Source organism: Novosphingobium sp. ZN18A2 (assembly GCF_036784765.1).
Lineage (GTDB): Bacteria > Pseudomonadota > Alphaproteobacteria > Sphingomonadales > Sphingomonadaceae > Novosphingobium.
Genome location: NZ_CP136651.1, coordinates 1,986,441 through 2,011,684 on the forward strand (window position 1 = coordinate 1,986,441; position 25,244 = coordinate 2,011,684).

Sequence of the window (25,244 nt, forward strand, 5' to 3'; positions counted from 1 at the left end):
GCCGCCGGGATAGTCAGTAATCGCCCAGGCGGCCGATCCTATCCACCCGTGAAATCACATCTTCGCGCACGGTGGGCGTCACGAAGTCTTCGATCTCCCCGCCGAACATGGCGATTTCCTTTACCAGCTTGGATGCGATGGGTTGCAGGCTGACATCCGCCATCAGGAAGACCGTTTCGATCCGGTCGTTCAACTGCTGGTTCATTCCGGCCATCTGGTATTCGTACTCGAAGTCGGCAACGGCGCGCAGGCCGCGCACGATAACGGTCGCGCCCTCGCGCTCGGCGAAGTTCATCAAAAGCGCGTTGAATCCGATGACGTCGACATTGTCGATCCCCTGGCTGGCGATCTCCCGCTTGACCATCGCAATCCGCTCGTCCGGCGTAAACATCGGATTTTTCGAAGGATTGGTGGTTACGCCGATGATCAGCCGATCCACCAGCTTTGCGCCACGCCGGATGATGTCGATATGCCCAAGCGTGATCGGGTCGAACGTCCCGGGATAGACTCCGATACGTTCCCGACCATTGTGATCTGGCATGTCAGCGATCCCTTTCAACGATAAAGCGCGCCAGTGCGCGCAGCAGGTCGGCCTTCGGGCCGTAGGATGCGAGATGGGCAATGGCCTGGTCGACCAGCATGTGCGCCTGCTCTCGCGCGCGGTCGAGGCCAAGGAGCGTCAGGAACGTCTCTTTCCCCTGCGCTTCGTCCTTGCGAAGGGCCTTGCCGGCCAGTTCCTCGTCCCCCTCTGCATCGAGAAGGTCATCCACGATCTGGAAGGCAAGGCCGATATCGCGGGCATAACCGCGAAGGTGGGTCCGCCCTTCCGGCGGCAGATGGCCCAGGATGGCCCCCATTTCGACCGCCGCGCCAAGCAGCGCCCCGGTCTTGAGTTGTTGCAGCCGGGTGACGGTTGGCAAATCGAAGCTGGCGGTTTCCGCGACGATATCCATCATCTGCCCGCCGGCCATGCCGCCCGCGCCCGATGCACCGGCAAGTGTGCGGACAAGTTCCACGCGCACGAACGGATCGCCGGTTGTCGCCGGGTCCGCCAGCACTTCGAAGGCGAAGGCATGAAGCGCGTCGCCGGTAAGCACGGCGGTTGCTTCGTCGAAGGCGATGTGCGTGGTCGGCTTGCCGTGGCGCAGGGCATCGTCGTCCATGCAAGGGAGATCGTCATGCACCAGCGAATAGCAGTGGATCGCCTCAAGCGCGGTGGCGGCACGGACAGCAGCATCGCGATCGACGCCGTAAAGCGCGGCCGTTGCCGTCAGCAAGAGCGGGCGAACGCGCTTTCCGCCTCCGATCGCTGCATAGCGCATCCCTTCCACCAGCTTGCGCCGCGGATCGTCGGGCAAGGGCAGCAATGCATCGAAGCTCGCGTCGATCTCACGCGCGATCGTTTCGAGCGCGGGTTTCAGCAAAGCGTCCGAAGGCGCGGTTTCGGCCACGCTCAAGCGCCTGCCGGGCTCTCGTCGAACGGGCGCGTTCCACTTGCGTTTCCGTCCCGGTCCGCAACGATCGCTTCTATCCTCGCCTGCGCGGAATCGAGCCGCTTCTGGCAATGCTGGCGAAGCGCGTCTCCGCGTTCGTACAGGCCGATCGACTGGTCGAGCGGCACGTCCCCGCTTTCCAGCTTGCGAACGACATCCTCTAGCTCCCTCAGCGCATCCTCGAACGAGAGCGCATCGATATCAGGCTGGGTCTCCATGAGTGCGAGCATTGACGGCGCGGACGCCAAGGGTCAAGCAGGGAGCATAAGGGGAGAGGGGCAAATGCATCCGATTGTCGTTTCTTTCGCGGCCCGGCCGGGCCACGCAGATCGCATCGCGGGCTGAACGACGATGTTCATCGGACACTGGGCCCCTGCCCTCGCCGCCGCAACGAGCCGCCGCGCCCCGAAACTGGGCACACTGTTCATCGCCGCCCAGCTTGTCGACTGGCTGTTTTTCGCGTTCCTGCTGCTTGGCATAGAGCATATGCGGTTCTCGCCCGGCATCACCGCGATGAACCCGATGGACCTTTATGACATGCCCTATACCCACAGCCTGCTGGGCAGCCTTTTCTGGTCAGTGCTGTTCGCGGGACTCGTCTGGGCCGTCATGAAAGACAGCGTTGCGGCCGTCATCGCCGGTGCGGTCGTCTTCTCGCACTGGTTGCTGGACCTGCTTGTGCACACCCGCGACCTGACCATCGCCGGATCTCCGCCCAAGTTCGGGTTCGGCCTGTGGAACCATCCGGCCGTAGAAATGCCGCTGGAAGTGGGGATCACGTTGCTGGCGCTGTGGTTCTACTGGCGCACGATGAAGCCATCCACCTTGCGCGTGCTTGTGCTGGCGGCGGTGCTCCTGCTTCTCCAGGCGGTCAACTGGTTCGGCGGCGCGGCAAGCGAGGTGAGGCCGGGGACTAGCTATCTGGCGTTCTTTGCCTATGGCCTTGCCACGCTCACCGCGTGGTGGGTGGGGAAAAGCGCCCCGGCGCGCGCGCGACAGGACGGCCGCGTAAACGCATAAACGGCCTAGCCGCGCGCGCGACACGCGGCTAAAGGCGCGGGCATGAGCGATATCAACCCGGAAGTCGTCGCCGCGCATGGCCTGTCCGAAGAAGAATACGGGCACGTCCTTCACGCCCTTGGCCGTGAGCCGAACCTTGTAGAACTGGGCATTTTTTCGGTCATGTGGTCCGAGCATTGTTCCTACAAATCGAGCCGAATCCACCTGAAGAAGCTGCCGACAGAGGCGCCGTGGGTAATCTGCGGCCCTGGCGAGAACGCGGGCGTCATCGACATCGGCGATGGGCCTGACGGCCGGAAGCTGGCGGCCATCTTCAAGATGGAGAGCCACAACCACCCCAGCTATATCGAACCCTATCAGGGCGCGGCGACGGGTGTGGGCGGCATCCTGCGCGACGTGTTCACGATGGGCGCGCGTCCCGTCGCCAACATGAACGCGCTCCGCTTCGGACGGCCCGATCATCCCAAGATGAAGCACCTGGTGCAGGGCGTGGTCGCGGGAATCGGGGGATACGGCAACTGCGTGGGCGTGCCGACGGTGGGCGGCGAAACGAATTTCGATCCGGCTTACGACGGCAACATCCTTGTCAACGCGATGACGGTGGGCGTCGCCGATGCGGACAAGATATTCTATTCGGCGGCGACGGGCGTCGGAAACCCGATCGTCTATGTCGGTTCAAAGACCGGGCGCGACGGCATCCACGGCGCGACGATGGCCAGCGCCGACTTTGGCGAGGATGCCGAGGAAAAGCGACCGACCGTTCAGGTGGGCGACCCCTTCACCGAAAAACTGCTGATCGAAGCCTGCCTTGAACTGATGGCGACCGACGCGATCGTTGCGATCCAGGACATGGGTGCGGCCGGCCTCACCTCGTCCAGCGTGGAAATGGCCACCAACGGCAAGGCCGGCATCCGGCTAGACATGAACAAGGTGCCCTGCCGCGAAGAGGGGATGACACCCTACGAAATGATGCTCAGCGAAAGCCAGGAGCGGATGCTCATGGTGCTGAAGCCGGGCAAGGAAGCCATGGCAGAGGCGATTTTCCGCAAGTGGGAACTGGATTTCGCGATCATCGGCGAAGTCACCGATACGCAGCACATGGTGCTGGAATTCGATGGCGAGGTGGTTTGCGACATTCCGCTTGGCCCGCTTGCCGCCGATGCCCCGCTTTACGATCGCCCGGCGTTGAGCCGCGCGGATTACAAGAGCTGGGCAAAGGTTCCCGCTCTCAAAAACGTGCCCGAAAAGCCCGACATCCGCGCGGACCTGCTGAAGATGATGGCCTCCCCCGCCCTCGCCTCACGACGCTGGATCTGGGAGCAATACGATTCGCAGGTCGGTGCCGATACGCTTTCGAAGCCCGGTGGCGATGCGGCGGTGGTTCGCGTCCACGGCACGAAAAAGGCGCTGGCGATGAGCACGGATTGCACACCGCGCTATTGCTATGCCGACCCCTACGAAGGCGGGAAGCAGGCCGTTGCCGAAACCTGGCGCAACATCTGCGCGGTCGGCGCAAAGCCGCTGGCGATCACCAACTGCCTGAACTTCGCCAATCCGCAGCGGCCGGAAATCATGGCCCAGATCACCGGCTGCCTTGAAGGTATGGGCGATGCGTGCCGAGCGCTCGATTACCCGATCGTTTCCGGCAACGTCAGCCTCTATAACGAAAGCAAGGCCACCGGCGGCGGCAGTGCGATCCTGCCCACGCCCGCGATCGGCGGCGTCGGCGTGCTGGACGACATGGACAAGATGGCGACCATCGCCTTCAAGGACGGCGCGCAGAAAATCCTGCTGGTTGGCGCGGACCCGCGCGTTGTCCCCGAACTGGGCCAGTCCTTGTGGCTTGACGTTTGCCACGGAATTCGCGGCGGCCAGCCCCCGAAAGTCGATCTGAAGGCGGAGCGGCGGCATGGCGAATTCGTGCGCGAACTGATCGCCGGGGAAATCGTGACCGCCGCGCATGACGTATCGGACGGCGGAATCCTTGTCGCAGTTGCGGAAATGGCGCTTGCCGCGAATATCGGCGCGAGGCTGGAACTGCCTTCGTTCGAAGACCTGGTGGATGCGGAAAAGATCCGCCACGCATGGTCGCTCTTCGCAGAGAACCAGGGGCGCTACCTCGTCACCGAGCCGTTCGATTCGCACGTTGTCGAGAAAATGGCGCGCGAGCGGGATATCGGCTGCTGCTTCGTGGGATGGACCGGCGGCGATTCCATCGTGTTGAGCGTGGGCACCGAAGCCAACTACCCGGAGGTCAGCCTGTCCGACCTGCGCGAAGCGAACGAAAGCTTCTTCCGCGACTGGATGGAGGGATAGGCGAAACGCCGCTGCCGGTCAGGCGGCGGCGAGGTCTTCCTGCGCGCTGGCCGGCGCGAGCATATCGTAGGGGTCGATACCTTCCTGTCGCCAAACGCGATGGCATTCCCGGTACCAGTCGGGATCGGGAATGTTCAGCATTTGCCGCGCTTCGGCCAGGTCCATGGCCAGAAGGTCGCGGATCGACATACCCACCAGCGAGGGGCAGGCGACGCCGGTCTTGTGCGCCTGGCGAACCGCTCTCCACACCGGCGCGCTGGTCTTGCGCAGGCGTTTCATATGCGCGGCGCCCGCGTATCCCAGCAAGAGGTGTCCGTGGCTGGGGTTCTGTCCGTGCGTGAAGAGAAGCACGCACTGTTCGCCCAGCGCATCGCGGCCATAGCCGGTCAGCACGTGCATAAGGTCATGCGTGTCGCGCAGGCGATGCCCATACCACTGGATCAGGTCGGGATAGGTCGGCCGGTCCGCCTTTTCCGATTCCTCGACAAGGCCGGCCGCGCTCAGCCCTTCCCGCTCCATGAAATCGCAATAGGCGTGCGCCACCGATCCCGCAGGCAAACGGCGCAAGGCCGCGTGATCGTCAAGGATGGAGGGAAGATCCGCCTCGGTCGCGCGCAGATGCTCGCCCTGATCGCTCAACGCGAGGTCACGCACGCGGGGGATAAAGGTCTTTGATGGCAGCGCTTCGAATATCTTGAAAACTTCCGCCGTATTTTCCTTGTCCTTCAAAAGGATACGGAAATGATGCCACGCCTTCAGCGGCTCGTACTTGGGTTGCGGCCGCGATGGATCGCGCAGCGGCGTACCGTCACTGGCGCAGATGGCGCCTCTTGTCGCGGAATTCATAACACTGGCATCGGTCATCGCGGCGAGCCTTGCATCGGTTCGGAGGATCGGATTTGCCTCCAGTACTTACATATATGTCAATATAAGGTTTCAAACCGAAATGCAATGTGTCTCGCCGGTCAACCCGTCACCCATTCCGACTGCTGGATGCCGAGCAGCGAGAGGACGGATGTCAGGTCGCCGCGATCGATCCATCCGTCGGCGGCGGCCCGCGCCTTTGGCTTGGCGCGATAGGCAAGCCCGTAGGTCGCTTCCTGAAGCATGGGAATGTCGTTCGCGCCGTCGCCCGTGGCAAGGCTGACCGCCCCTTCTCCCAGTCGCGCGGCCTCTTCCAGCAGAACGCGCTTCTTTACAGAACTGTCGGTAATCCCCCCGACAAGGCCGCCGGTCAGCTTGCCGTCCTGCACCCCCAGGCGATTGCCCACCACGCGTTCGAAGCCGAGCTGTTCGGCCACCGGATCGGCGAACTGGTGAAAGCCGCCTGTTACCAGCACGGTAAGGCAGCCGCGCGCCTTCAACGTGGACACCAGCGTGCGCGCGCCGGGCATCGGCTCAATCCGTTCGGCAAGGCATTGCTGGATCGCCGATTCGTCCAGGTCGTGCAGCAGCATCACGCGTTCGCGCAGCGCGCTTTCGAAATCGAGTTCGCCCTGCATGGCGCGTTCGGTGATTGCCGCGATCTGCGGCTTGATCCCGGCGAAATCGGCCAGTTCGTCAATGCATTCGGCGGAGATCATCGTCGAATCCATATCCGACACGAACAGACGCGGCACTTCGATCGGCCGGTTGCTCAGCAACAGGTCGCTGGGGGCGAAGCATTCGTCCAGGATCGCGCGCACGCCAGCCGGATCGCCGTCCGCCAGTTCGATCTGGAGAACGTGCGAGCAGAATTCCAGCATCCCCGCGCCAGCGATGTTCCAGCCCTTTTGGGACAGGCGGGAAGCGGCCGTCGCAAGATTGTCTTCAAGCGTGGCCGGGTCTGCTATCAGCCGGGCAATGAGCACGAACGCGTCCTTTTCAAATGCAGCCGCCGCGCGGCCAAGGCTGGCGCTCATCGCAGGGCCGACCGCCAGCGGCAAGTCCGATCTTGCGGTGCGCCTTGCCCTTCTTGCGGCGGAGCGCGGGCAACAAGCCATCGTCATCAACGCCGACAGCGCGCAGGTCTATGCCGATCTTGCGGTATTGAGTGCGCGCCCGACGCAAGAGGACATGCGCGGGGTACCGCACCGGCTTTTCGGAACCTGGAACGGAGCGGTCGCCTGTTCTGCGGCGGATTGGGCCAACGCGGCCCGGCAGGAGATTACGGACGCCCATGCCGCGGGCGTGCTGCCCATTCTGGTGGGTGGCACCGGCCTATATATCCGCACGCTGCTTGAAGGGATCGCGCCCGTGCCGGAGATCGATCCGGCGATACGCGATCGGGTGCGGGCCATGCCGGTCGCCGATGCCTATGCCGCCCTGCAGGCGGAAGATGCCGAACGGGCCGGCAGGCTTGCCCCCAATGACGCTTCGCGCATCACGCGCGCGCTGGAGGTTGTCCGGTCAACCGGACATCCGCTGTCCTTCTGGCAGGAACGGCGCGAAGGCGGGATCGGCGGCATGGTCACTTTGCTGCCGCTTGTTTTGCTGCCCGATCGTGCATGGCTCTATGAAAGGTGCGACAGGCGCTTTTCCGCGATGTTCGAGGACGGGGCGGTCGAGGAAGCGGAAACCCTGCTTGCCCGCCAGCTCGATCCGGCGCTTCCGGTGACGCGCGCGATCGGGGTGCGAGAGATCGCCGCGATGCTGGCCGGAGAATTGTCGCGCGAAGACGCTGTCGCCGCCGGGCAGCAAGCCACGCGAAACTATGCGAAGCGGCAATATACCTGGCTCAGGCACCAGCTTCCGCACGAATGGCCACGAGCCGCATCGGAAAATGTCATTTCTGACGATCAAATTGTTTCATTATTTCAATTATAGAGGTTGACAGGATACTTTTCGTTCATTAGCAGCCCACCCAACCGTCCGGCTTGCCGGATGCCCGGAAGGGAGAGAACGGCCCGGCGCAGCCAGCCCTGCGCCGGGCCTATTGTTTCCGCGCGGGCACAGGCGCATGGGGCGGTGAGCACAAGAAGGAAGATTTGACGTGAAAAGCGAGCGCAGCGGCGCCGAGATCCTGGTCGAGACCCTGTGTGCCAAGGGAGTCGAATTCGTCTTCGGCTATCCCGGTGGCGCGGTCCTGCCGATCTATGACGCGTTGTTCGACGACAAGCGCATCCGCCATATCCTGGTCCGGCACGAGGCCGGCGCGGCCCACGCCGCCGAAGGATATGCCCGTTCGACCGGCAAGCCCGGCGTGGTGCTGGTCACGTCCGGCCCCGGCGCGACCAACGCGGTGACCGGGATCGCGGACGCCTTCATGGATTCGATCCCGATGGTGGTGATCACCGGCCAGGTGGCAACCGGCCTGATCGGCACCGACGCATTCCAGGAAGCCGATACGATCGGCATTACGCGGCACTGCACCAAGCACAATTACCTGGTGAAAAACCCGGAAGACCTTGCCGCCACGATCGACGAGGCGTTCCGTATCGCGACAGAGGGCCGGCCCGGCCCCGTTCTGGTCGATATTCCCAAGGACGTGCAGGTCGCGACCGCATTGCTGGATCTGGACGCGCTTGAAAAGCGCACCCGCTTCGCGCCGCAAACCGAAGGCGCGCCGGCCGAAATCGCGGACGCGGTCGCCATGATCTCCGCGGCGCAGGCGCCCGTGTTCTATACCGGCGGCGGCGTGATCAACTCCGGCCCCGAAGCGACACGGCTCCTGCGCGAATTGCAGGCGCTTACCGGCGCACCGGTCACGTCCACGCTGATGGGCCTTGGCGCCTTCCCCGCCGATCATCCCGCATGGCTGGGGATGCTGGGAATGCACGGCACATACGAAGCGAACCTGACGATGAACCGCGCCGATCTGGTCGTGTGCATCGGCGCGCGCTTTGACGACCGCGTGACCGGCCGGCTTGATGCGTTCTCGCCCGACAGCCGCAAGATCCACATCGATATAGACCGCGCCTCGATCAACAAGACGGTGCCTGTCGACCTGCCCATCGTGGGCGACTGCGCAACCGTGCTTGGCCAGTTGATCGCGGCGTGGAAGGCCAACGGATACGAAAAGGCAGACCTTACGGAATGGTATGCCCGCATCGACGGCTGGCGCGCGCGGCAGAGCCTTGCCTATCCGAAAAACGAAGCCGCGATCATGCCGCAACTGGCGATCGAACGCCTCTATGCGCTGACGAAGGATCGCGATCCGATCATCACCACGGAAGTGGGCCAGCACCAGATGTGGGCGGCACAGCACTTCCACTTCATGGGGCCGAACAGGTGGCTGACCAGCGGCGGGCTCGGCACGATGGGCTATGGCCTGCCGGCAGCCATCGGCGCGCAGCTTGGCAACCCCGATGCGCTGGTGATTGACGTTGCGGGCGAAGCCTCTATCCAGATGAACATCCAGGAACTGGGCACCGCCAGCCAGTACCGGTTGCCGGTCAAGGTGTTCATCCTCAACAACGAATTCATGGGCATGGTCCGCCAGTGGCAGGAACTGACCTATGAAAGCCGCTATTCCAATTCCTATTCGGACAGCCTGCCCGATTTCGTCAAGCTGGCCGAAGCCTATGGCTGGAAGGGCATTCGCATCGAACAGGAAGCGGACCTCGACGCCGGGATCAAGGCGATGATCGACCATCCGGGTCCGGTTATCGTGGATTGCCTTGTGGCCAAGGAAGCCAATTGCTTCCCGATGATTCCAAGCGGGGCTGCGCATACCGAAATGATGCTTTACGGCGACAGCGTTGCCGGAACGCTCGACGATGAAGCCAAGGCTCTGGTCTGAGGACACCCGAACAGTGATGAAGATCAAGGAGCAGGCATCGGAACGCCACGTGCTGGCGATTACCGTGGACAACGAAGCGGGCATTCTCGCACGGATCGCGGGCATGTTCACCGCGCGCGGTTACAACATCGACAGCCTTACCGTTGCCGATATCACGGAAAACCACGCGGTCAGCCGTATCACCATCGTCACCCACGGCCCGCCCTCGGTGATCGATCAGATCCACGCGCAGCTTGAACGGCTGGTGCCGGTCCACAAGGTGACAGACCTCACCGAAATCGGCCCTTATGTCGAGCGTGAGCTGGCGCTGGTGAAAGTCGCCGGCAAGGGCGAAACCCGCGTCGAGGCGCTGCGCCTGGCCGACGTGTTCCGCGCCAAGGTTGTCGACACGACGACAGAAAGCTTCGTTTTCGAATTGACCGGCGCGCCGGACAAGATCGACCGTTTCGTATCGCTGATGCGCGAGCTTGGCCTCGTCGAGGTCGGGCGCACCGGCGTTGTGGGCATGATCCGCGGCGCGGAATCGGTTTGAACCACACCACTCTCCAAGATGCCGGCAGGGTCCGGCGCAAGACATGAGCAAGGGACTAACATGAAGGTCTATTACGACGCCGACTGCGACCTCAACCTGGTAACCGACAAGAAGGTTGCCGTGCTCGGCTATGGCAGCCAGGGGCACGCCCACGCGCAGAACCTGCGCGATTCCGGCGTCAAGGACGTTGCCATCGCCCTCCGCCCCGGTTCGGGGAGCGCGAAGAAGGCGGAAGACGCCGGCTTCAAGGTCATGGCGAATGCCGATGCGGCCGCATGGGCCGACATCCTGATGATCCTGGCGCCCGACGAGTTCCAGGCCGAAATCTATGCGGCTGACATCCACGCCAACATGAAGCCCGGCGCGGCGCTGGCCTTCGCGCACGGCCTTAACGTCCACTTCGGCCTGATCGAGCCGCGCGACGACATCGACGTGATCATGATCGCGCCGAAAGGCCCCGGCCACACCGTGCGCAGCGAATATCAGCGCGGCGGCGGCGTGCCCTGCCTGATCGCGGTGGCGCAGGACGCAACCGGCAATGCGCACGACGTGGCCCTCGCCTATGCCAGCGGCGTTGGCGGCGGGCGTTCGGGCATCATCGAGACGAACTTCAAGGAAGAGTGCGAAACCGACCTGTTCGGTGAGCAGGCCGTGCTGTGCGGCGGCCTGTCGCACCTGATCATGGCGGGCTTCGAAACGCTGGTCGAAGCCGGTTACGCGCCGGAAATGGCCTATTTCGAATGCCTTCACGAGGTGAAGCTGATCGTCGACCTGATGTATGAAGGCGGCATCGCCAACATGCGTTATTCGATCTCGAACACCGCGGAATACGGCGATTACCACACCGGTCCGCGCATCATCACGGACGAGACCAAGGCCGAAATGAAGCGCGTGCTGGCAGACATCCAGCAGGGCAAGTTCGTCCAGCGCTTCATGACCGACATCAAGATGGGCTATCCCGAGATGAAGGCAAAGCGGAAGCTGCAGGCCGAACACCCGATCGAGCAGACCGGTGCCCAGCTTCGTGCGATGATGCCCTGGATCGGGGCGAACAAGCTGGTGGACAAGGCCAAGAACTGACCGACCGGCGGCCAAGAGCCGTCGACGATCGTAATGGAACCATAACGGAGTCTCCGGTATTGATCCAATTTGGAGGAATACCGGAGACCGTTCGTGGTTCGCAGTTTCGTCAATGCGGTGATGCTTGCAGCTGCGCTTGGCGCGTTGGCGGGGTGCGGGCAACGCAATGGTGGCGCGCCGGGACCGGACGCCTCTACCGTTACTGCCGCTTCCGTAACGCCGGACGCGAACGCTTCCTCCGCTTCCGCTGACGATCCATGCGGCGCCACGCGCGTCGAGAAATACATGAACCGGCGCGACGAACCGACCCTGCGCGCTGAGATCGCCGGGCTTTTTCCCGGAGAGACCATTCGCTGGATTCGTCCGGGCGAGGCTGTCACGCAGGACTATCTGCCCGGACGGCTCAACATCATCGTAAGCGAAGACAACCGGATAGACGCCATCCGCTGCGGCTGACGCCGTCGCGCTCCACCGCAAGGATCAGCGCATGGCGGCAAAAGCCTTGCGCAGTTCGGCGGTGAAAGCCCCCGGTTGCTCCCAGGCGGCGAAGTGGCCGCCCTGTTCCATGTCCCCCCAATGGACGAGATCGGGAAAGACCCGTTCGCACCATTTGCGCGCGGCGGGGATGATTTCCTTCGGAAAGGCGCTCACCGCCACGGGCATTTGAACCGTTTGCGGGGAAAAGCTCCCGAAGCTCTCCCAATAGAGCCTTGCGGACGATGCGCCGGTCGCGGGCAGCCAGTAAAGCATGATGTTGTCCAGAATGGCGTCGCGGCTCAAAGCCTCTTCGGGAGAACCGGCGTTGTCCGTCCACGCCCACATCTTTTCGTAAATCCACGCCGCGAGGCCGACCGGGGAATCGACGAGGCTGTAACCGATTGTCTGCGGGCGGGTGCGCTGCTGCGTGGAATAGCCCGAATCCCATTCCTGATAGTGTTGAAGCGCGGCAAGCGCGCGTTGCTCGTCAGGACCGGGCGCGGCAAGATCTTCCGGCTGCGGACGCGCAATCGGCATGGTCAGGTGGATGCCCGCACAGCCCGGCACCTTCTGGACGCCGATTGCGGTCGTCACCGCCGAGCCCCAGTCGCCGCCCTGCGCAAACCACCGGGTATAGCCAAGCCGCTCCATCAGAACGCCCCACGCCCGAGCTATCCGCTCTACCCCCCAGCCGGTGCCTTCGGGCTTGCCGGAAAAGCCGAATCCGGGAAGCGAGGGCATGACAAGGTGAAACGCGTCCTGCGCCCTTCCCCCATGTGCTTCGGGATCGGTCAGCGGCCCGATCACATCACGAAATTCGACCACGGAGCCGGGCCATCCATGCGTCATGACAAGAGGGGTGGCATTTTCCACCGGAGAACGGACGTGCAGGAAATGGATGTCCAGCCCGTCAATCCGGGTGATCGACTGCCCGCTTTCGTTCAGCCAGTCCTCGCACCGGCGCCATTCATAGTCCTTGCGCCAATAGCCGACGAGATCCTGCATCGCCTGCAGCGGCACGCCCTGCGACCAGTCGCCCACCGTTTCCTTCTCGGGCCAGCGCGCCATGTCGATGCGTCTTGCCAGGTCATCAAGCTGGCTCTGCCGGATTTCGATGCAAAGCGGTTTCACGTCTTCGGCCACGCACATCCTCCAAAATTGCCCGGTTCCAATATTGTCCGGAAAGGTCTTTCGTGCATCATGCCCGCGCAACGATCTTGCGTCGATGCCTCTTTCGGCTCCTGCAGGACTGGACATTCGCGCGCGAATTGATCATAGGCTCGCCGCATGACGATCCGGCTGGACCTTACCCTGCGACTTATCCGCCCTTGGGCGTGAGCTGACGCGTCGTATCCGCGGCGCGCACGGCGCCCAGGGGACCCGACGACCCGACAACGGCACCGCAGAATTCCAGAACCGAGATACAAAGCCATGACAATGCTCCGCGACCCTTCGGTGAAATACCGACCGTTTCCCCAGATCGCCCTGCCTGACCGGCAGTGGCCCACGCGCGTAATCGAAAAGGCGCCGCGCTGGCTTTCCACCGACATGCGCGACGGCAACCAGTCGTTGATCGACCCGATGGATGCCGAAAAGAAGAAGCGCTTCTTCGATCTGCTGGTGAAGGTCGGCCTCAAGGAAATCGAGGTCGGTTTCCCCAGCGCTGGCGCGACCGAGTTCGATTTCATTTCCGGCCTCGTCCGTTCGGGCAGCATTCCCGACGATGTGCTGGTGCAGGTGTTGACCCAGTCGCGCGAAGACCTGATCAAGACCTCGTTCGAAAGCCTTGAGGGCGCGCATGCGGCGATCGTCCATCTCTACAACGCGGTTTCGCCGCTGTGGCGTCAGGTGGTTTTCGGGCTGGAAAAGCCACAGATCAAGGATATCGCGGTCGGCGGCGCGAAGGTGCTGCGCGATCAGGCGGCGCGCTTCCCCGGTACAGACTGGCACTTCGAATACAGCCCAGAGACATTCTCTACCGCGGAACTCGATTTTTCGATCGAATGCTGCGAAGCGGTGATGGACGTGCTGCAACCGACGGCGGAGCGCCCGATCATCCTCAACCTGCCGGCAACGATCGAGGCGGCAACGCCCAACGTCTATGCCGACCAGATCGAATATTTCTGCCGCAACCTGCCGAACCGCGACCGCGCGGTTATCAGCCTGCATACGCACAACGACCGCGGCACCGGCGTCGCGGCGGCGGAAATGGGCCTGATGGCGGGCGCCGACCGGGTGGAAGGCTGCCTGTTCGGCAATGGTGAGCGCACGGGCAACTGCTGTCTGGTGACAGTCGCGCTCAACATGTACACGCAAGGTGTTGATCCCGAACTGGATTTCTCCGACATCGACGAGGTTATCCAGACGGTCGAATACTGCAACCAGCTGCCCGTGCCGGCGCGCCATCCCTATGGTGGGGAACTGGTGTTCACCGCGTTTTCCGGCAGCCACCAGGACGCGATCAAGAAAGGCTTCGCCGCGCAGGAAAAGCGCAACGACCAGGTATGGGCGGTTCCCTACCTGCCGATCGACCCGGCGGACCTTGGCCGCAATTACGAAGCGGTGATCCGCGTCAATTCGCAGTCCGGCAAGGGCGGCTTCGCGTGGGTGCTCGAACAGGATCGCGGGTTGAAGGTGCCCAAGAAGATGCAGGCGCACTTTTCACGCCACGTGCAGGACCTGGCGGACAAGGTAGGGCGCGAATTGCAGGCGCAGGACATCTGGGACGTATTCCGTGAGGCCTATCGCCTTGACGAACCCCAGCATATCCAGCTGGTCGACTATGACGAAACCCGCACACCCGACGGCACGCGGATTTTTTCGGGCAAGGTTACCGTCGACGGCAAGGAACGCACGATCAGCGGGCGCGGTAACGGGCTGATCTCTTCGGTCGTCGCAACGCTTCGCGAAGAATTCGGCGTAAACCTGACCGTCCGCGATTATTCCGAACACGCGATGGCGACTGGCACCGATGCGCGCGCGGCCGCCTATGTCGAATGCGAGCTTCCCGATGGCGAGGTCATCTGGGGCGTCGGCATCGATGAAGACGTGGCCACCGCCACCGTTCGCGCGGTGTTGAGCGCGGCGAACGCGGCGGAACGCTGAATCATACACCCTGCCGGCGGCGCCAGGAACGCGGCCGGCTGGGGTTTCCCGCGTGCTTCTGATTGCGTTGCAAAGTGTCACTCGACGGGCGCGTCCGCGTAATCCATAGTCTGCCCCAACGAAAACGAGCGCGTGGGAGCGGACTGGAAATGAACGACGTTACGGCCGAAGAGATTCTGGAACCCGATCTGCCGATTATAGATCCGCACCACCACCTTTGGGACTTGCGGCCGCTTATCGGCAGTTTTCCGGAACCGTATCACCCTTTCATCGCCGCTCTTCTGCCGTCCGCATATTACACGTTCGACGCGCTTAACGCCGATGCGAAGAGCGGTCACAACGTGATCGGCACGGTATTCATGGAATGCGGCGCCTTTTACCGGGCCGGTGCCAGCGACGCGATGAAGCCGGTTGGCGAAGTGGAGTTCGTGAACGGAGTTGCCGCGCAAAGCGCAAGCGGGCTCTATGGCGATTTTCGCGCGTGCGAGGCGATCATCGGCCATGCCGACATGCAGCTTGGCGACGGCGCGCGCCCGGTCCTGGAAGCGTTGATCGCGGCGGGCGGCGGACGGTTCAAGGGCATCCGTCACCAGGGCGCCTGGGATGCCGATCCGGATGTGCTGGGGCCGCCGTTCCACGCGCCCGAGGGGCTTTATCATTCGGCCGCTTTCCGGACGGGTTTCAAGCACCTTGGCGAACTGGGCCTTACCTTCGATGCCTGGTTGCTGGAACCGCAGCTTGGCGACGTGCTGGACCTTGCGCGGGCCTTCCCCGATCAGCCGATCGTGCTCGACCACTGCGGCACCCCGCTCAACATCGCGAGCTACAAGGGCAAGATGCCCGAACGTTTCGACGCATGGCGCGAAAAGATCCTTGAAATCGGCAAGTGTCCCAACGTTTCGATCAAGCTGGGCGGCCTGGCGATGGCTTTTTGCGGGATGCCCGAGGAAGGGCCGGAAGCGGGCGTTCATTCCGAGAAACTGGCCGATATGTGGCGTCCCTATATAGAAACCTGCATCGAGGCGTTCGGCACGGACCGCGCGATGTTCGAAAGCAACTATCCGGTCGACAAGTGGGGCGCGAGCTATCCGGTGTTGTGGAACGCCTTCAAACGACTGGCAAGCGGCGCCACGCCCGATGAGAAGCGCGCGCTTTTCGCCGGGACGGCGGCAAGGTTCTACGGCATCGAAGACCTGTTGACCTGAACGGCACACCGCCGCATAGCATCAGTTTAACCGATCGATTAACACGGAGTCCGTCCGAGCATGGCCTTGCCCGACGTCTGTTCCCGCTTGCGCCTGCCGGTCATCGGCTCGCCCCTGTTCATCATTTCCGGACCGGAACTGGTCATCGCCCAGTGCAAGGCAGGAATCGTGGGCAGCTTCCCGTCGCTCAACGCCCGGCCGGTAAGCCAGCTTGACGAGTGGCTGCACCAGATAACCGAGGAACTGGCCGCGCATAACCGCGCCAATCCGGATCGTCCGGCGGCGCCCTTCGCCGTGAACCAGATCGTCCACAAGACGAACAACCGGCTCGATGAAGACATGGCGCTCTGCGAAAAGTGGCAGGTGCCGATGATGATCACGTCGCTTGGCGCGCGTGAGGACGTTTATGCCGCCGCGCATCGCTGGGGCGGGATCGTTTTGCATGACGTGATCAACGATTTCTTCGCGCGCAAGGCGGTTGAAAAAGGCGCGGACGGGCTGATCCCGGTCGCCGCCGGCGCAGGCGGCCATGCCGGCACCCAATCGCCTTTCGCGCTGATGCAGGAGATTCGCAGCTGGTTCGATGGCCCGGTGGCGCTGTCGGGAGCAATCGCGCACGGACGATCAATCCTCGGCGCGCAGGCGCTTGGCGCCGATTTTGCCTATATCGGCTCCGCCTGGATCGCCACGCAGGAAGCGCGCGCGGCAGAGGGGTACAAGAAAATGATCGTGGAAAGCGCGGCGGGCGACATCGTCTATTCCAACCTGTTCACTGGCGTTCACGGTAACTATCTGCGCAATTCCATCGTCAATGCCGGGCTCGATCCCGACAACCTGCCCGTCAGCGATCCGTCGAAGATGAACTTCGGTTCGGGCGGAAATACCGAGGCAAAGGCGTGGAAGGACATATGGGGCTGCGGCCAGGGTATTGGCACCATCGACGCCGTTGAAACCGTTGCCGACCGCGTGAACCGCTTTGCGGACGAATATCACGAGGCCCGCGCCGCCCTCGCGCGCGAAACGGAACGCTACCCCCACTGAGTCGCGCCCCAAAGCGCATCGGCCATCCGGTCGAGATGACTGAAATCCAGCGCCGGATCGTGCCGGTTGAGGGGTAGTGCGCCGATCCGGCGGGGATCGAGCAGCAGCCGACGCAGCGCGCGTTGCAGCAAGTCCAGGCGCGCCAGTGCGTCCGTATCTGCAAGCGAGGCCGCACGCCCTCTGCGCGCGGACCACGCGGCCTCGATCCGGCCGACACGTTCGATCACCATTTCGTTATAGTGCCGGTGCGGCCCGCGATGTAGCGGCAGGCCGATCCTGCGCGCCGCGACACGCGATGCGGGAAGCAGCATCCCGTTCCGGCGGAAATCGTGAAAGCCGGTCCGCTCCGCGCCCAGCGCTTCCAGCATTGCCGCCAGCGACCGCCGCCGCAGCAACTGGCGCGGCAATATGTGGTGCCGCTGCAATCCGGCATCGTAAGCCGCATCCCCCGGCCGGTTGACGGCGCGGAACGAAAGCGTCGATCGAATGTGCCCCGTCACACCCTGCTTGCGGAAAGCAGTCCGCCGGGTCCGGGCTCTACCCGCAACGCTCCGCACCCCGGAAATTCGATCGTTTTCGCGGCTTCTGCCGGCCCGTTCGCCACCAACCAATCGGCAAGACGCATGGCAAGCCGGCCATCGTCTGCGGCAAGGTCCGGATCGGCCGAAGCAAGCTCGAAATCCTGCCCTCCGGCGAACGACAAGCCGGTGCTGCACAGGTTCCCGATGCGATTGCGGTAGAAGGCCGCCAATGCAAGCGACGGGAACGGGCCGCCATCAAGCCATGCGGTAATCGCGCTTTCGAACCAGTTCGCGCTGCTCAGGCTTTTGGAGGGCAACCATCCCACTGCCCTTATCCCGTCCAGCCCCGAAAGCGCCGCGGCCAGCCCGGCGACCGTGCGAATGACGGGCATCAGCCGTTCCGAACCTGCAAGGTGCGGACCAAGCGCGATGATCACGGCCTCGCCGGGCGGATCTGGGGTAGTTGCCGGCAGGTTGAAACGGTGTGGCATGGACGGCAGGTCTGCCGGACCTCCCGGCGAAAGGCCGACAAGATCGAACGTCAGGCCATCACGCAGAACCTCTATCCATCCGGAAGCGGCATCATCCGCGTGGGAGACGGTAAAAGCCCCTGTTCCCGCCGAACACGCCTTTATCGCCGCAAGGCCGGGCCGGCGGCCCGATTCGAAAACGAGACACGCCATCCGCATGCCTTCGTTCCGCCGGTCGCTGTCAGCCACGTTTGTCCCCTTGCAAGACACTTGGCCTATCCGTCACGGTGCGTCGAGTCAGCACAACCGTTGACGCCTCCATTTCGGAGGCTGATCCCGAAATTCAGGTTCAAAACGCACCGATCTCCAGGCCGGTGACAAGCGCCTGGCCCATTTCCCGACATTGCTTCAGGATCGCTTCGTCCAGCGTCTTGGGCGCCAAGATCTCGTCGGGTGTCTGCGCATCCGTATTGGCGATAAGGCGTTCGGCAACGCGCTTGAGGCGCCATCCTGTCGCTATGCGGTCGATCTGGGCCTGTGCCCCCGCTCCGTCCGATCCGGCGGCGATCAGCGTGGCGAAGGCTCTTCCCTCTACCTTGCCCAGAACCGGGTAATAGCACCGATCGAAGAACTCCTTCATCTCGCCGCTCATCGTCGCGAGGTTTTCCGGGCAGGCGAAAATATATCCCCCTGCCCCCAGGACATCGTCCGAATCCGCATCGCACGCGCGCAGAACGCGCACGTCGCCCGCCCCGCGCGCACCTTCGAACGCGGCTTCGGCCATGGCTTTCGCGGCACCTGTGCGCGAATGCCAGACGATAAGGAGCTGCCTGGAACTCATAGGCTGAAAGGTCTCCGCGCGGTGCGAGCGGTTGTCAACAAGTCCGTGCGCACCGGCGACGGCCCTCTTTCTTGTCGCCCCGCAATCGGATAGCCGGATGGGCATGAAGCTCGTCACATGCATCGATTGCTCCCTTTCCGGCCTCGCCTGGCGCTGGCGCGGCGGCAACATGGATATGGCGGACGCTGGCCTGCCTCCGGGCGGGCTGGATGAGAACCTTGTGGACCAGTTGCTGCTCTCTCGCGGCGTGGCGGCAGACGACCTTGCGCGGCACCGCCGCCCGACCTTGCGGGACTTCCTGCCCGATCCTTCGATCTTCCGCGACATGGACAACGCCGCCGCGCGCCTTTCATCCGCGGTCGAAGCGGGCGAGGCGATCACGATCTATGGCGATTACGACGTCGACGGTGCAACCAGTGCGGCCCTGCTGATCCTGCTACTGCGCGAACTGGGTGTTGAAGCGCGCCATTACATCCCCGACCGCCTGCTGGAAGGCTATGGCCCCTCGGGCGAAGCTCTGGTGCGCCTGGCGCGCGAGGGATCGAGCCTGATCGTGACGGTCGATTGCGGCGCCATGGCGCACGAAGCGCTGGCTGCCGCGGACAAGGAAGGCGTGGACGTTATCGTGGTGGACCACCACAAATGCGCGCCGGAACTTCCGCGTGCGGCGGCGCTGGTCAATCCCAACCGGCTGGACGAAGACGACGAAGCCGCCGCGCACGGGCATCTCGCCGCCGTCGGTGTCGCGTTCCTGCTGGCAATCGCAACCGTGCGGGACTTGCGCGCGCGCGGTTATTTCAAGACACGCCGCGAACCCGATCTGATGGCCCTGCTCGATCTCGTCGCGCTGGGCACCGTGGCGGACGTTGCGCAGATCAGGGGACTGAACCGCGCCTTCGTGGCGCAAGGCCTGAAAGTGATGGGCAAGCGGCGCAACACGGGGCTTTCCGCGCTGATCGACGCAAGCAGGCTGAACCGGGCACCGACATGCAGCGACCTTGGCTTCGCGCTTGGGCCACGCATCAACGCCGGTGGCCGCGTGGGAGAGGCAACGCTTGGCGTGCGCCTTCTGACCACGACCGATCCCGACGAAGCACGCGACATCGCGCAGCGGCTATCTGCCCTGAACGAGGAACGCCGCGCGATCGAACAGGCGGTTCAGGAAGCGGCCGAAGCGCAGATGGATGCGCAGCACAACCGCTCCGTCCTGCTGCTTTCCGGCGCAGGCTGGCATCCCGGCGTGATCGGCATCGTTGCCGGGCGAATCAAGGAGAAAAGCGGAAAGCCGTCGCTGGTGGTCGCACTGGACGCGGACGAGGCCGGCAACGGCAAGGGATCGGGCCGGTCTATTGCCGGGGTGGACCTGGGCGCCGCAATCATCGCCGCGCGCGAGGCCGGGCTGCTGGTCGGCGGCGGCGGGCATGCAATGGCCTGCGGGCTGACAATCGAACCGTCGCGCTTGCCGGACCTCGCCGAATGGCTGGACGATCGCCTTGCCCGCGACGTGGCCGAAGCGCAGGCGCGCCAGTCGCTGTTGCTTGACCTGTCGGTTGCGCCCGGCGGATTGACGCCTTCGCTGGTCGAAACGCTTGAAGAAGCCGGGCCGTTCGGCGTGGGCTGGCCGGGGCCGCGTGTCGCGGTGGGGCCGGTGCATCTCGTCAAATGCGATATCGTGGGAGCAGGACACGTCCGGATGGTGGCCGCGGGCGCCGATGGACGCAGTTTCAAGGCTATCGCATTCCGCGCCGCCGAATCCGAAATGGGCCAGGCGCTGCTGCATGGCGCGCGCGGCAGAAAGCTATGGCTGGCGGGCCGCGTGAAGATGGACGACTGGGGCAGCCGCCCCGCCGCCGAGCTGCACGTAGAGGATGCCGCCTGGGCGGATTGAACGGCTATGCACGGCCAGTGTCACAACGGGGGTTGACCCTTTTCGATCTGTCCCTTAGAGGCGCGGGCCTTGCCAGCGGCGCCAGCCGTGCACGGCCCCTTCGTCTAGCGGTCAGGACGCGGCCCTTTCACGGCTGAAACACGGGTTCGATTCCCGTAGGGGTCACCATCTCCGCCGAGCCAGCGCTCGGGCGCGATGGCGCGGAGCGGTGAAGCAGAACGGCCCCTTCGTCTAGCGGTCAGGACGCGGCCCTCTCACGGCTGAAACACGGGTTCGATTCCCGTAGGGGTCACCACTTCCCGATCCAGACAAGACCATCTGCGGGCACGAGCCAGCCTGCCAGCCACACGTTCCGTGATGCGGTCGCGGGCCGCACCGCCGTCGGCAAACGCAATGCCCGTCAATCGGTCGATTCGACGGGTTCGGCGGTCTCCTTCGGTTCCGGCACGAAATCCGGAACGCGGCGCGCGGTCAGAATCTTTACCGGCGGGTCCAGCATCTGCCCTTTCAGTCCGCCCTCGCCCTTGGTGGGCGAAAGCGGGGATTCCCAGATCGCTTTTACCACGTCCATTCCCGCGACGACGTGCCCGAACGCCGCATAGCCGGCCCTTGCTTCGGGATCGTCGGATTCGGGATGTGCGTCCAGCGATGGCATGTCCGACAGGAGTATCGAAAACTCGCTGGTCGCCGTTCCCGGCGCGAATCGCGCCATGGAGAGCGTTCCCGCCTTGTGCAGGATACCGGTCTCGCTGGTCGGTTCGTGCGCGATGGGTGGCAGCACGCGCTTGGGATCGCCACGCGTGCCGGCCTGTATCAACCCGTTGGGCTGTTTGCCCCAGTCGAGCCGCATGGAGCGGTAGAAAACGATGCCGTCGAACCGCTTCTCGTCCACATAGCGCAGGAAATTGCGCACGGTGACGGGCGCATCCTTCGCATCGAGTTCGACAACGATCGTGCCCTTGCCGGTGTTGAGCGCAACGTCCACGGTATCCGGAAGCGGCGCTGCGGACGGTTCGGACGCGGGCGAACGCGGCGCGGCACCCGCCAGAAGCGCCGCGAGCGGAAGGGCGGCAAGAACGAATCGGCGTTTCATGGTGCAATCATGCCCGAACGCGGCCTGCGGAAAACCCCTCTGCGAAAAGCACTTGCCGCAATACGCGGCGTCTTGCGGCCGCACTGTCAGACTTCTGTCACAAATTCCCCGTAACGGGCGCTGGTGCCCTGCCGTATCAACCCTGCTTGCCCGTTCCGCCCGCCCTCGCCTATGGCCGTATCGGCCGCGCGTGGACTGCACCGGACGGCCGCAAAACTGGATCGCCGAGTGGAATGCCGTCGATGAAGGGTTCCTCGATTTCCTGGACAGCGGTTGCAATCGCCGTGGCGGCAACGCTCGCCCTGTTGCTGGCGGGTACCAACGCCTGGCTTGCAACCGGTGTGCTCGTCGTCTGGCTCGGCACGATCTGGCTGGGCCGGCCAGCGCCCGAAATCGAATACCGCAATATCGAGGACGGCAGCCTTTCGCGCCAGGCGATGGTCGACCTGATCGAATCGTTCGGCCTGCCCCTGATGATCATGGACGACCAGCGTATCGCATCTGCCAATGCGGCGGCGCGCGAAGCGCTTGGCCAGCACATCGTGGGGCAGGATGCGCGCGTCGCCCTGCGCCATCCGGAAGCGATCCGGCTTGTTTCAGAACGTAGCGGTCGCGCGGTGGTAAAGGGGCTGACCGGACCGCGCAGCATCTGGCAGGTCAGCGTCGTTCCCATCGATGACCGATTCTCGCTGGTGGAACTTGTGAACCGCACGGCCGAGGCAGACATAAGCCGCGCCCATACCGATTTCGTTGCCAACGCCAGCCATGAGCTGCGCACGCCGCTCGCCTCGATCATCGGCTATATAGAGACGCTGGCTGATCCTGACGCGAAGATCGACAAGGCAACCGCCGCACGGTTCCACAGCACCGTTCTGCGCGAGGCGAAGCGGCTGCAAACGCTTGTGGAAGACCTGATGTCGCTTTCGCGGATCGAGGCCGAAAAGCACGATGCCCCGCGTGACGACGTTGCGCTGGACCAGCTTGTCCAGTCGATCCACAGCAGCATGGTTGCAAACGTAGGAGAAGGCCGGCTCGACCTGCAATGGTCGGGAGACCCTATCGTCGTGCGGGGCGACAGGCAGCAGTTGGACCAGTTGATCCGCAACCTTGTCGACAATGCGCTGAAATACGGCGATCCGGAAAAGCCGGTAACGCTCTCGGTCCGCTGCGAAAGGAAGAACGCCATCCTCGAAGTGCGCGACCGCGGCGAAGGCATAGCCGCCGATCACCTGCCTTATCTGACCCGCCGGTTTTACCGGACCGACCCCGGTCGAAGCCGCGCCGCGGGCGGAACGGGCCTGGGCCTTGCCATCGTGAAGCATATCGTAGAGCGGCACCGCGGCACGCTCGACATCGCAAGCAAGGTTGGCGAAGGCACCACGGTAACCGTGTCGCTTGCGTTGAAAGACCCGGAAGGCTGAGCGCCCCGAATGCGTTGCGCGGCATGGCGGAATGAAGGTTTTTATGGGCGGGCCACCAGCCAATGTCGGCGCCTGTCATGCCAGCGCCACCTTCGATGCGCATGACAGGACAATCCCCACATATTCCGCAGCATCGCGCGGTTCCATTTCCCGGCAAGATCGTTGAATTTGCGGCGACACCGGATATTTTCACGAATCCCCGCCATTTTCCCGGCTGGGCTTACATCACCGGAAGGCACGGCTGACCATGGTCGCACAACATACCGTCAAGGCTTTCGACGAAGACATCACGCGCCTGCGCGGAATTATCGCGGAAATGGGCGGGCTGGCAGAACTTTCCATCAGCGAGGCGATGGACGCGCTGGTAACCGGCGATGAGGATCTCGCCGCGCGGATCGTCGCGCGTGACAAGCGCATCGACCAGCTGGAATCGGAGGTCGACCGGCTGGCTGTGCGCTTCCTTGCGTTACGCGCACCGATGGCGGACGACTTGCGTGAGGTTGTTGCCGCCCTGAAGATCGCGGGCGTGGTGGAGCGCGTGGGCGACTATGCAAAGAACATCGCAAAGCGCGTCGGCCATATCGAGGGGCGCAAGCGTTTCGAACCGCTCACCCTGCTTCCCGCCATGGCCGAAATGGCGAGCGAGATGGTGCACGACGTGTTGACCGCCTATGCCGCACGCGATGCAGATGCCGCGGTGGAAATCGTGCGGCGCGATGCCAAGGTGGACGCCTTTTACGACAGTATCTTCCGCAACTTCGTTTCCTATATGGTTGAAAATCCGGCTACAATCAGCACGGCCGCCCAGTTGCTGTTCGTCGCGCGAAACATCGAACGCATCGGCGATCATGCCACCAACATTGCAGAAATGGTCTATTTCGCCGCGACCGGTGAAACGCTGCCCGACCGGGAAGACACGATCCCGCCGGCATAGCGCGCGCGACAGATTTGACGGCCGTTCGACACATCATGCGTAGATTATGGTCATAGCGGTGTAACATTAGGCGTGTTGGCCTTGCGCAACCGCACAGGAGATATTGCCGTGCCCGCGCCGAAACTGCTGCTTGTCGAAGACGATTCCGCCCTGGCCGAACTGGTCGAATACCGCTTTCGCGGTGAAGGCTATGACGTGCGCTCAACCGATGACGGGGACGAGGCCCTGATCATGGCGAGCGAGGACGTGCCGGATCTGGTCCTGCTGGACTGGATGATCGGCGGAACCAGCGGGATAGAAGTCTGCCGCAGATTGCGCCGCAACAAGGAAACGGCCCACGTGCCGATCATCATGCTCACCGCGCGCAGCGACGAGGATGACCGGGTTCGCGGGCTGGAAACGGGCGCGGACGATTACGTGACCAAGCCTTTCTCCCCGCGCGAACTTATTGCCCGCGTCGGCGCGGTCCTGCGCCGCGTGCGGCCTGCCCTTGCGGGAGAGACGATCTCCGTCGGCGACATCGCGCTCGATCCCACCGCGCACCGCGTCACCCGCCGCGGACAGACGATGAAGATCGGGCCAACCGAATTTCGCCTGCTTCGTCATCTTATGGAACATCCGAACCGCGTGTTTTCGCGCGGACAATTGCTCGATGCGGTATGGGGCAGCGGCAGCGATATCGAATTGCGCACGGTCGACGTTCACATCCGCCGCCTGCGCCAGGCCATTGCCTTGCCCGGCGCCGCCGATCCAATCCGTACCGTGCGATCGGCCGGCTATGCTTTCGAAGGCGCCTGAAGAAACACGCCTTATTCCTTGATCCGGCGCGTATAATCTATGTCGGAAAACGTCAGCCATCCATAGTGATAGTTGGCGTAGAAAATACCAAATGCGATGGCGGAAACGATCGTCGTCCACAGGATGATCCGTCCGGGGCGGAAGTTCGTCGGTGCGCTTTCGGCCTGCCCCTTTACAAGCGTCGCGTCATCGTCCTCATGCGGGGTGCGCAACCCGAACGGCATCACCACGAACGCGGTCAGCACCCAGAACAGGCCGTAGATCATGATGATCGAGAACCAGCGCATCG

The 25,244-nt window shown here is 63.5% G+C and carries 25 protein-coding genes and 2 tRNA genes; 16 read left to right on the plus strand and 11 right to left on the minus strand.

The features are described 5' to 3' along the window. Positions 1-13: 13 nt before the first annotated feature. The 3 genes from coaD to RXV95_RS09565 are packed head-to-tail and all read right to left on the minus strand — an operon-like array spanning position 14 to position 1,711. Positions 14-541: a pantetheine-phosphate adenylyltransferase gene (gene coaD, locus RXV95_RS09555; RefSeq protein WP_338465821.1), complete on the minus strand. Its 528-nt coding sequence runs from the start codon at positions 539-541 to the stop codon at positions 14-16. A 1-nt stretch (position 542) separates the two neighbouring features. Continuing rightward, positions 543-1,451 (minus strand): polyprenyl synthetase family protein, encoded by a 909-nt coding sequence (locus RXV95_RS09560; protein ID WP_338468543.1) that lies wholly within the window; start codon positions 1,449-1,451, stop codon positions 543-545. A gap of 2 nt (positions 1,452-1,453) precedes the next feature. Beyond that, positions 1,454-1,711 (minus strand): exodeoxyribonuclease VII small subunit, encoded by a 258-nt coding sequence (locus RXV95_RS09565; RefSeq protein ID WP_338465822.1) that lies wholly within the window; start codon positions 1,709-1,711, stop codon positions 1,454-1,456. 133 nt (positions 1,712-1,844) lie between these two features. On the opposite strand from RXV95_RS09565, the gene RXV95_RS09570 reads away from it, so the two are divergent. After that, complete coding sequence (locus RXV95_RS09570) at positions 1,845-2,513, plus strand: hypothetical protein (RefSeq protein WP_338465823.1); 669 nt, start codon at positions 1,845-1,847, stop codon at positions 2,511-2,513. Positions 2,514-2,555: 42 nt separating this feature from the next. Then, a complete protein-coding gene (gene purL, locus RXV95_RS09575; protein ID WP_338465824.1) occupies positions 2,556-4,829 on the plus strand; it encodes a phosphoribosylformylglycinamidine synthase subunit PurL in 2,274 nt (757 codons plus the stop codon). Between the two features lie 18 nt (positions 4,830-4,847). Here purL and RXV95_RS09580 read toward each other — a convergent pair whose 3' ends face one another. Beyond that, a complete protein-coding gene (locus RXV95_RS09580; RefSeq protein WP_338465825.1) occupies positions 4,848-5,693 on the minus strand; it encodes a Coq4 family protein in 846 nt (281 codons plus the stop codon). Between the two features lie 101 nt (positions 5,694-5,794). Beyond that, positions 5,795-6,679 (minus strand): phosphoserine phosphatase SerB, encoded by an 885-nt coding sequence (gene serB, locus RXV95_RS09585; RefSeq protein ID WP_338465826.1) that lies wholly within the window; start codon positions 6,677-6,679, stop codon positions 5,795-5,797. Between serB and miaA the strand changes: the two genes are divergently transcribed. The 5 genes from miaA to RXV95_RS09610 all read left to right on the plus strand — a co-directional run bounded on the left by miaA (position 6,672) and on the right by RXV95_RS09610 (position 11,617). Next, a complete protein-coding gene (gene miaA, locus RXV95_RS09590) occupies positions 6,672-7,634 on the plus strand; it encodes a tRNA (adenosine(37)-N6)-dimethylallyltransferase MiaA (RefSeq protein ID WP_338465827.1) in 963 nt (320 codons plus the stop codon). The two genes, serB and miaA, sit on opposite strands and share 8 nt — an antisense overlap. 166 nt (positions 7,635-7,800) lie before the next feature. Continuing rightward, the gene (gene ilvB / locus RXV95_RS09595) at positions 7,801-9,549 is read left to right on the plus strand and encodes a biosynthetic-type acetolactate synthase large subunit (protein WP_338465828.1); all 1,749 of its coding nucleotides are present in this window, start codon (positions 7,801-7,803) and stop codon (positions 9,547-9,549) included. A gap of 16 nt (positions 9,550-9,565) precedes the next feature. Further along, entirely contained in the window at positions 9,566-10,081 is a 516-nt protein-coding gene (gene ilvN / locus RXV95_RS09600; RefSeq protein ID WP_338465829.1) for an acetolactate synthase small subunit, read from the plus strand. A 60-nt stretch (positions 10,082-10,141) separates the two neighbouring features. Continuing rightward, positions 10,142-11,161 (plus strand): ketol-acid reductoisomerase, encoded by a 1,020-nt coding sequence (ilvC, locus tag RXV95_RS09605; protein WP_338465830.1) that lies wholly within the window; start codon positions 10,142-10,144, stop codon positions 11,159-11,161. Between the two features lie 93 nt (positions 11,162-11,254). After that, positions 11,255-11,617 (plus strand): I78 family peptidase inhibitor, encoded by a 363-nt coding sequence (locus RXV95_RS09610; protein ID WP_338465831.1) that lies wholly within the window; start codon positions 11,255-11,257, stop codon positions 11,615-11,617. Between the two features lie 24 nt (positions 11,618-11,641). Here RXV95_RS09610 and RXV95_RS09615 read toward each other — a convergent pair whose 3' ends face one another. Beyond that, positions 11,642-12,787, minus strand: a complete 1,146-nt coding sequence (locus RXV95_RS09615; RefSeq protein WP_338465832.1) for an epoxide hydrolase family protein — start codon at positions 12,785-12,787, stop codon at positions 11,642-11,644. Between the two features lie 282 nt (positions 12,788-13,069). Between RXV95_RS09615 and leuA the strand changes: the two genes are divergently transcribed. The 3 genes from leuA to RXV95_RS09630 all read left to right on the plus strand — a co-directional run bounded on the left by leuA (position 13,070) and on the right by RXV95_RS09630 (position 16,989). Then, positions 13,070-14,743, plus strand: a complete 1,674-nt coding sequence (gene leuA / locus RXV95_RS09620; RefSeq protein WP_338465833.1) for a 2-isopropylmalate synthase — start codon at positions 13,070-13,072, stop codon at positions 14,741-14,743. Positions 14,744-14,892: 149 nt separating this feature from the next. Next, positions 14,893-15,948, plus strand: coding sequence for an amidohydrolase family protein (locus RXV95_RS09625; RefSeq protein WP_338465834.1), 1,056 nt, complete (start codon positions 14,893-14,895; stop codon positions 15,946-15,948). 60 nt (positions 15,949-16,008) lie between these two features. After that, positions 16,009-16,989, plus strand: coding sequence for a nitronate monooxygenase family protein (locus tag RXV95_RS09630; protein ID WP_338465835.1), 981 nt, complete (start codon positions 16,009-16,011; stop codon positions 16,987-16,989). On the opposite strand, the gene RXV95_RS09635 is transcribed toward RXV95_RS09630, so the two are convergent. The 3 genes from RXV95_RS09635 to RXV95_RS09645 all read right to left on the minus strand — a co-directional run bounded on the left by RXV95_RS09635 (position 16,977) and on the right by RXV95_RS09645 (position 18,821). Continuing rightward, positions 16,977-17,489 (minus strand): AHH domain-containing protein, encoded by a 513-nt coding sequence (locus RXV95_RS09635; protein ID WP_338465836.1) that lies wholly within the window; start codon positions 17,487-17,489, stop codon positions 16,977-16,979. The two genes, RXV95_RS09630 and RXV95_RS09635, sit on opposite strands and share 13 nt — an antisense overlap. Next, positions 17,486-18,229, minus strand: a complete 744-nt coding sequence (locus RXV95_RS09640) for a hypothetical protein (protein ID WP_338465837.1) — start codon at positions 18,227-18,229, stop codon at positions 17,486-17,488. The genes RXV95_RS09635 and RXV95_RS09640 overlap by 4 nt, the downstream gene beginning before the upstream one ends. 100 nt (positions 18,230-18,329) lie before the next feature. After that, a complete protein-coding gene (locus RXV95_RS09645) occupies positions 18,330-18,821 on the minus strand; it encodes an NAD(P)H-dependent oxidoreductase (protein ID WP_338465838.1) in 492 nt (163 codons plus the stop codon). Between the two features lie 103 nt (positions 18,822-18,924). Between RXV95_RS09645 and recJ the strand changes: the two genes are divergently transcribed. From recJ to RXV95_RS09660, 3 genes are all read left to right on the plus strand, one after another. Then, the gene (recJ, locus tag RXV95_RS09650; RefSeq protein ID WP_338465839.1) at positions 18,925-20,709 is read left to right on the plus strand and encodes a single-stranded-DNA-specific exonuclease RecJ; all 1,785 of its coding nucleotides are present in this window, start codon (positions 18,925-18,927) and stop codon (positions 20,707-20,709) included. 93 nt (positions 20,710-20,802) lie between these two features. Next, positions 20,803-20,877, plus strand: a tRNA-Glu gene (locus tag RXV95_RS09655). Positions 20,878-20,929: 52 nt separating this feature from the next. Beyond that, positions 20,930-21,004, plus strand: a tRNA-Glu gene (locus RXV95_RS09660). Between the two features lie 105 nt (positions 21,005-21,109). Here the strand turns inward: RXV95_RS09660 and RXV95_RS09665 are convergent. Continuing rightward, on the minus strand, positions 21,110-21,802 hold the full coding sequence (locus RXV95_RS09665) for a peptidylprolyl isomerase (protein WP_338465840.1): 693 nt from the start codon (positions 21,800-21,802) through the stop codon (positions 21,110-21,112). Positions 21,803-22,044: 242 nt separating this feature from the next. On the opposite strand from RXV95_RS09665, the gene RXV95_RS09670 reads away from it, so the two are divergent. The 3 genes from RXV95_RS09670 to phoB all read left to right on the plus strand — a co-directional run bounded on the left by RXV95_RS09670 (position 22,045) and on the right by phoB (position 24,955). After that, on the plus strand, positions 22,045-23,223 hold the full coding sequence (locus RXV95_RS09670) for an ATP-binding protein (RefSeq protein ID WP_338465841.1): 1,179 nt from the start codon (positions 22,045-22,047) through the stop codon (positions 23,221-23,223). Between the two features lie 247 nt (positions 23,224-23,470). After that, on the plus strand, positions 23,471-24,157 hold the full coding sequence (gene phoU / locus RXV95_RS09675) for a phosphate signaling complex protein PhoU (protein WP_338465842.1): 687 nt from the start codon (positions 23,471-23,473) through the stop codon (positions 24,155-24,157). 108 nt (positions 24,158-24,265) lie between these two features. Then, positions 24,266-24,955: a phosphate regulon transcriptional regulator PhoB gene (gene phoB, locus RXV95_RS09680; protein WP_338465843.1), complete on the plus strand. Its 690-nt coding sequence runs from the start codon at positions 24,266-24,268 to the stop codon at positions 24,953-24,955. An 11-nt stretch (positions 24,956-24,966) separates the two neighbouring features. On the opposite strand, the gene RXV95_RS09685 is transcribed toward phoB, so the two are convergent. Further along, the gene (locus RXV95_RS09685; protein WP_338465844.1) at positions 24,967-25,242 is read right to left on the minus strand and encodes a DUF1467 family protein; all 276 of its coding nucleotides are present in this window, start codon (positions 25,240-25,242) and stop codon (positions 24,967-24,969) included. Between the last annotated feature and the right edge of the window lie 2 nt (positions 25,243-25,244).

Coding starts and splice junctions, on each gene's coding strand:
- coaD (WP_338465821.1), bottom strand. CDS start 541: ATGCCAGATCACAATGGTCGGGAACGTATCGGAGTCTATCCCGGGACG.
- RXV95_RS09565 (WP_338465822.1), bottom strand. CDS start 1,711: ATGGAGACCCAGCCTGATATCGATGCGCTCTCGTTCGAGGATGCGCTG.
- RXV95_RS09570 (WP_338465823.1), top strand. CDS start 1,845: ATGTTCATCGGACACTGGGCCCCTGCCCTCGCCGCCGCAACGAGCCGC.
- purL (WP_338465824.1), top strand. CDS start 2,556: ATGAGCGATATCAACCCGGAAGTCGTCGCCGCGCATGGCCTGTCCGAA.
- RXV95_RS09580 (WP_338465825.1), bottom strand. CDS start 5,693: ATGACCGATGCCAGTGTTATGAATTCCGCGACAAGAGGCGCCATCTGC.
- miaA (WP_338465827.1), top strand. CDS start 6,672: ATGAGCACGAACGCGTCCTTTTCAAATGCAGCCGCCGCGCGGCCAAGG.
- ilvN (WP_338465829.1), top strand. CDS start 9,566: ATGAAGATCAAGGAGCAGGCATCGGAACGCCACGTGCTGGCGATTACC.
- ilvC (WP_338465830.1), top strand. CDS start 10,142: ATGAAGGTCTATTACGACGCCGACTGCGACCTCAACCTGGTAACCGAC.
- RXV95_RS09615 (WP_338465832.1), bottom strand. CDS start 12,787: ATGTGCGTGGCCGAAGACGTGAAACCGCTTTGCATCGAAATCCGGCAG.
- leuA (WP_338465833.1), top strand. CDS start 13,070: ATGACAATGCTCCGCGACCCTTCGGTGAAATACCGACCGTTTCCCCAG.
- RXV95_RS09625 (WP_338465834.1), top strand. CDS start 14,893: ATGAACGACGTTACGGCCGAAGAGATTCTGGAACCCGATCTGCCGATT.
- RXV95_RS09630 (WP_338465835.1), top strand. CDS start 16,009: ATGGCCTTGCCCGACGTCTGTTCCCGCTTGCGCCTGCCGGTCATCGGC.
- RXV95_RS09645 (WP_338465838.1), bottom strand. CDS start 18,821: ATGAGTTCCAGGCAGCTCCTTATCGTCTGGCATTCGCGCACAGGTGCC.
- recJ (WP_338465839.1), top strand. CDS start 18,925: ATGAAGCTCGTCACATGCATCGATTGCTCCCTTTCCGGCCTCGCCTGG.
- RXV95_RS09665 (WP_338465840.1), bottom strand. CDS start 21,802: ATGAAACGCCGATTCGTTCTTGCCGCCCTTCCGCTCGCGGCGCTTCTG.
- RXV95_RS09670 (WP_338465841.1), top strand. CDS start 22,045: ATGAAGGGTTCCTCGATTTCCTGGACAGCGGTTGCAATCGCCGTGGCG.
- phoU (WP_338465842.1), top strand. CDS start 23,471: ATGGTCGCACAACATACCGTCAAGGCTTTCGACGAAGACATCACGCGC.
- RXV95_RS09685 (WP_338465844.1), bottom strand. CDS start 25,242: ATGCGCTGGTTCTCGATCATCATGATCTACGGCCTGTTCTGGGTGCTG.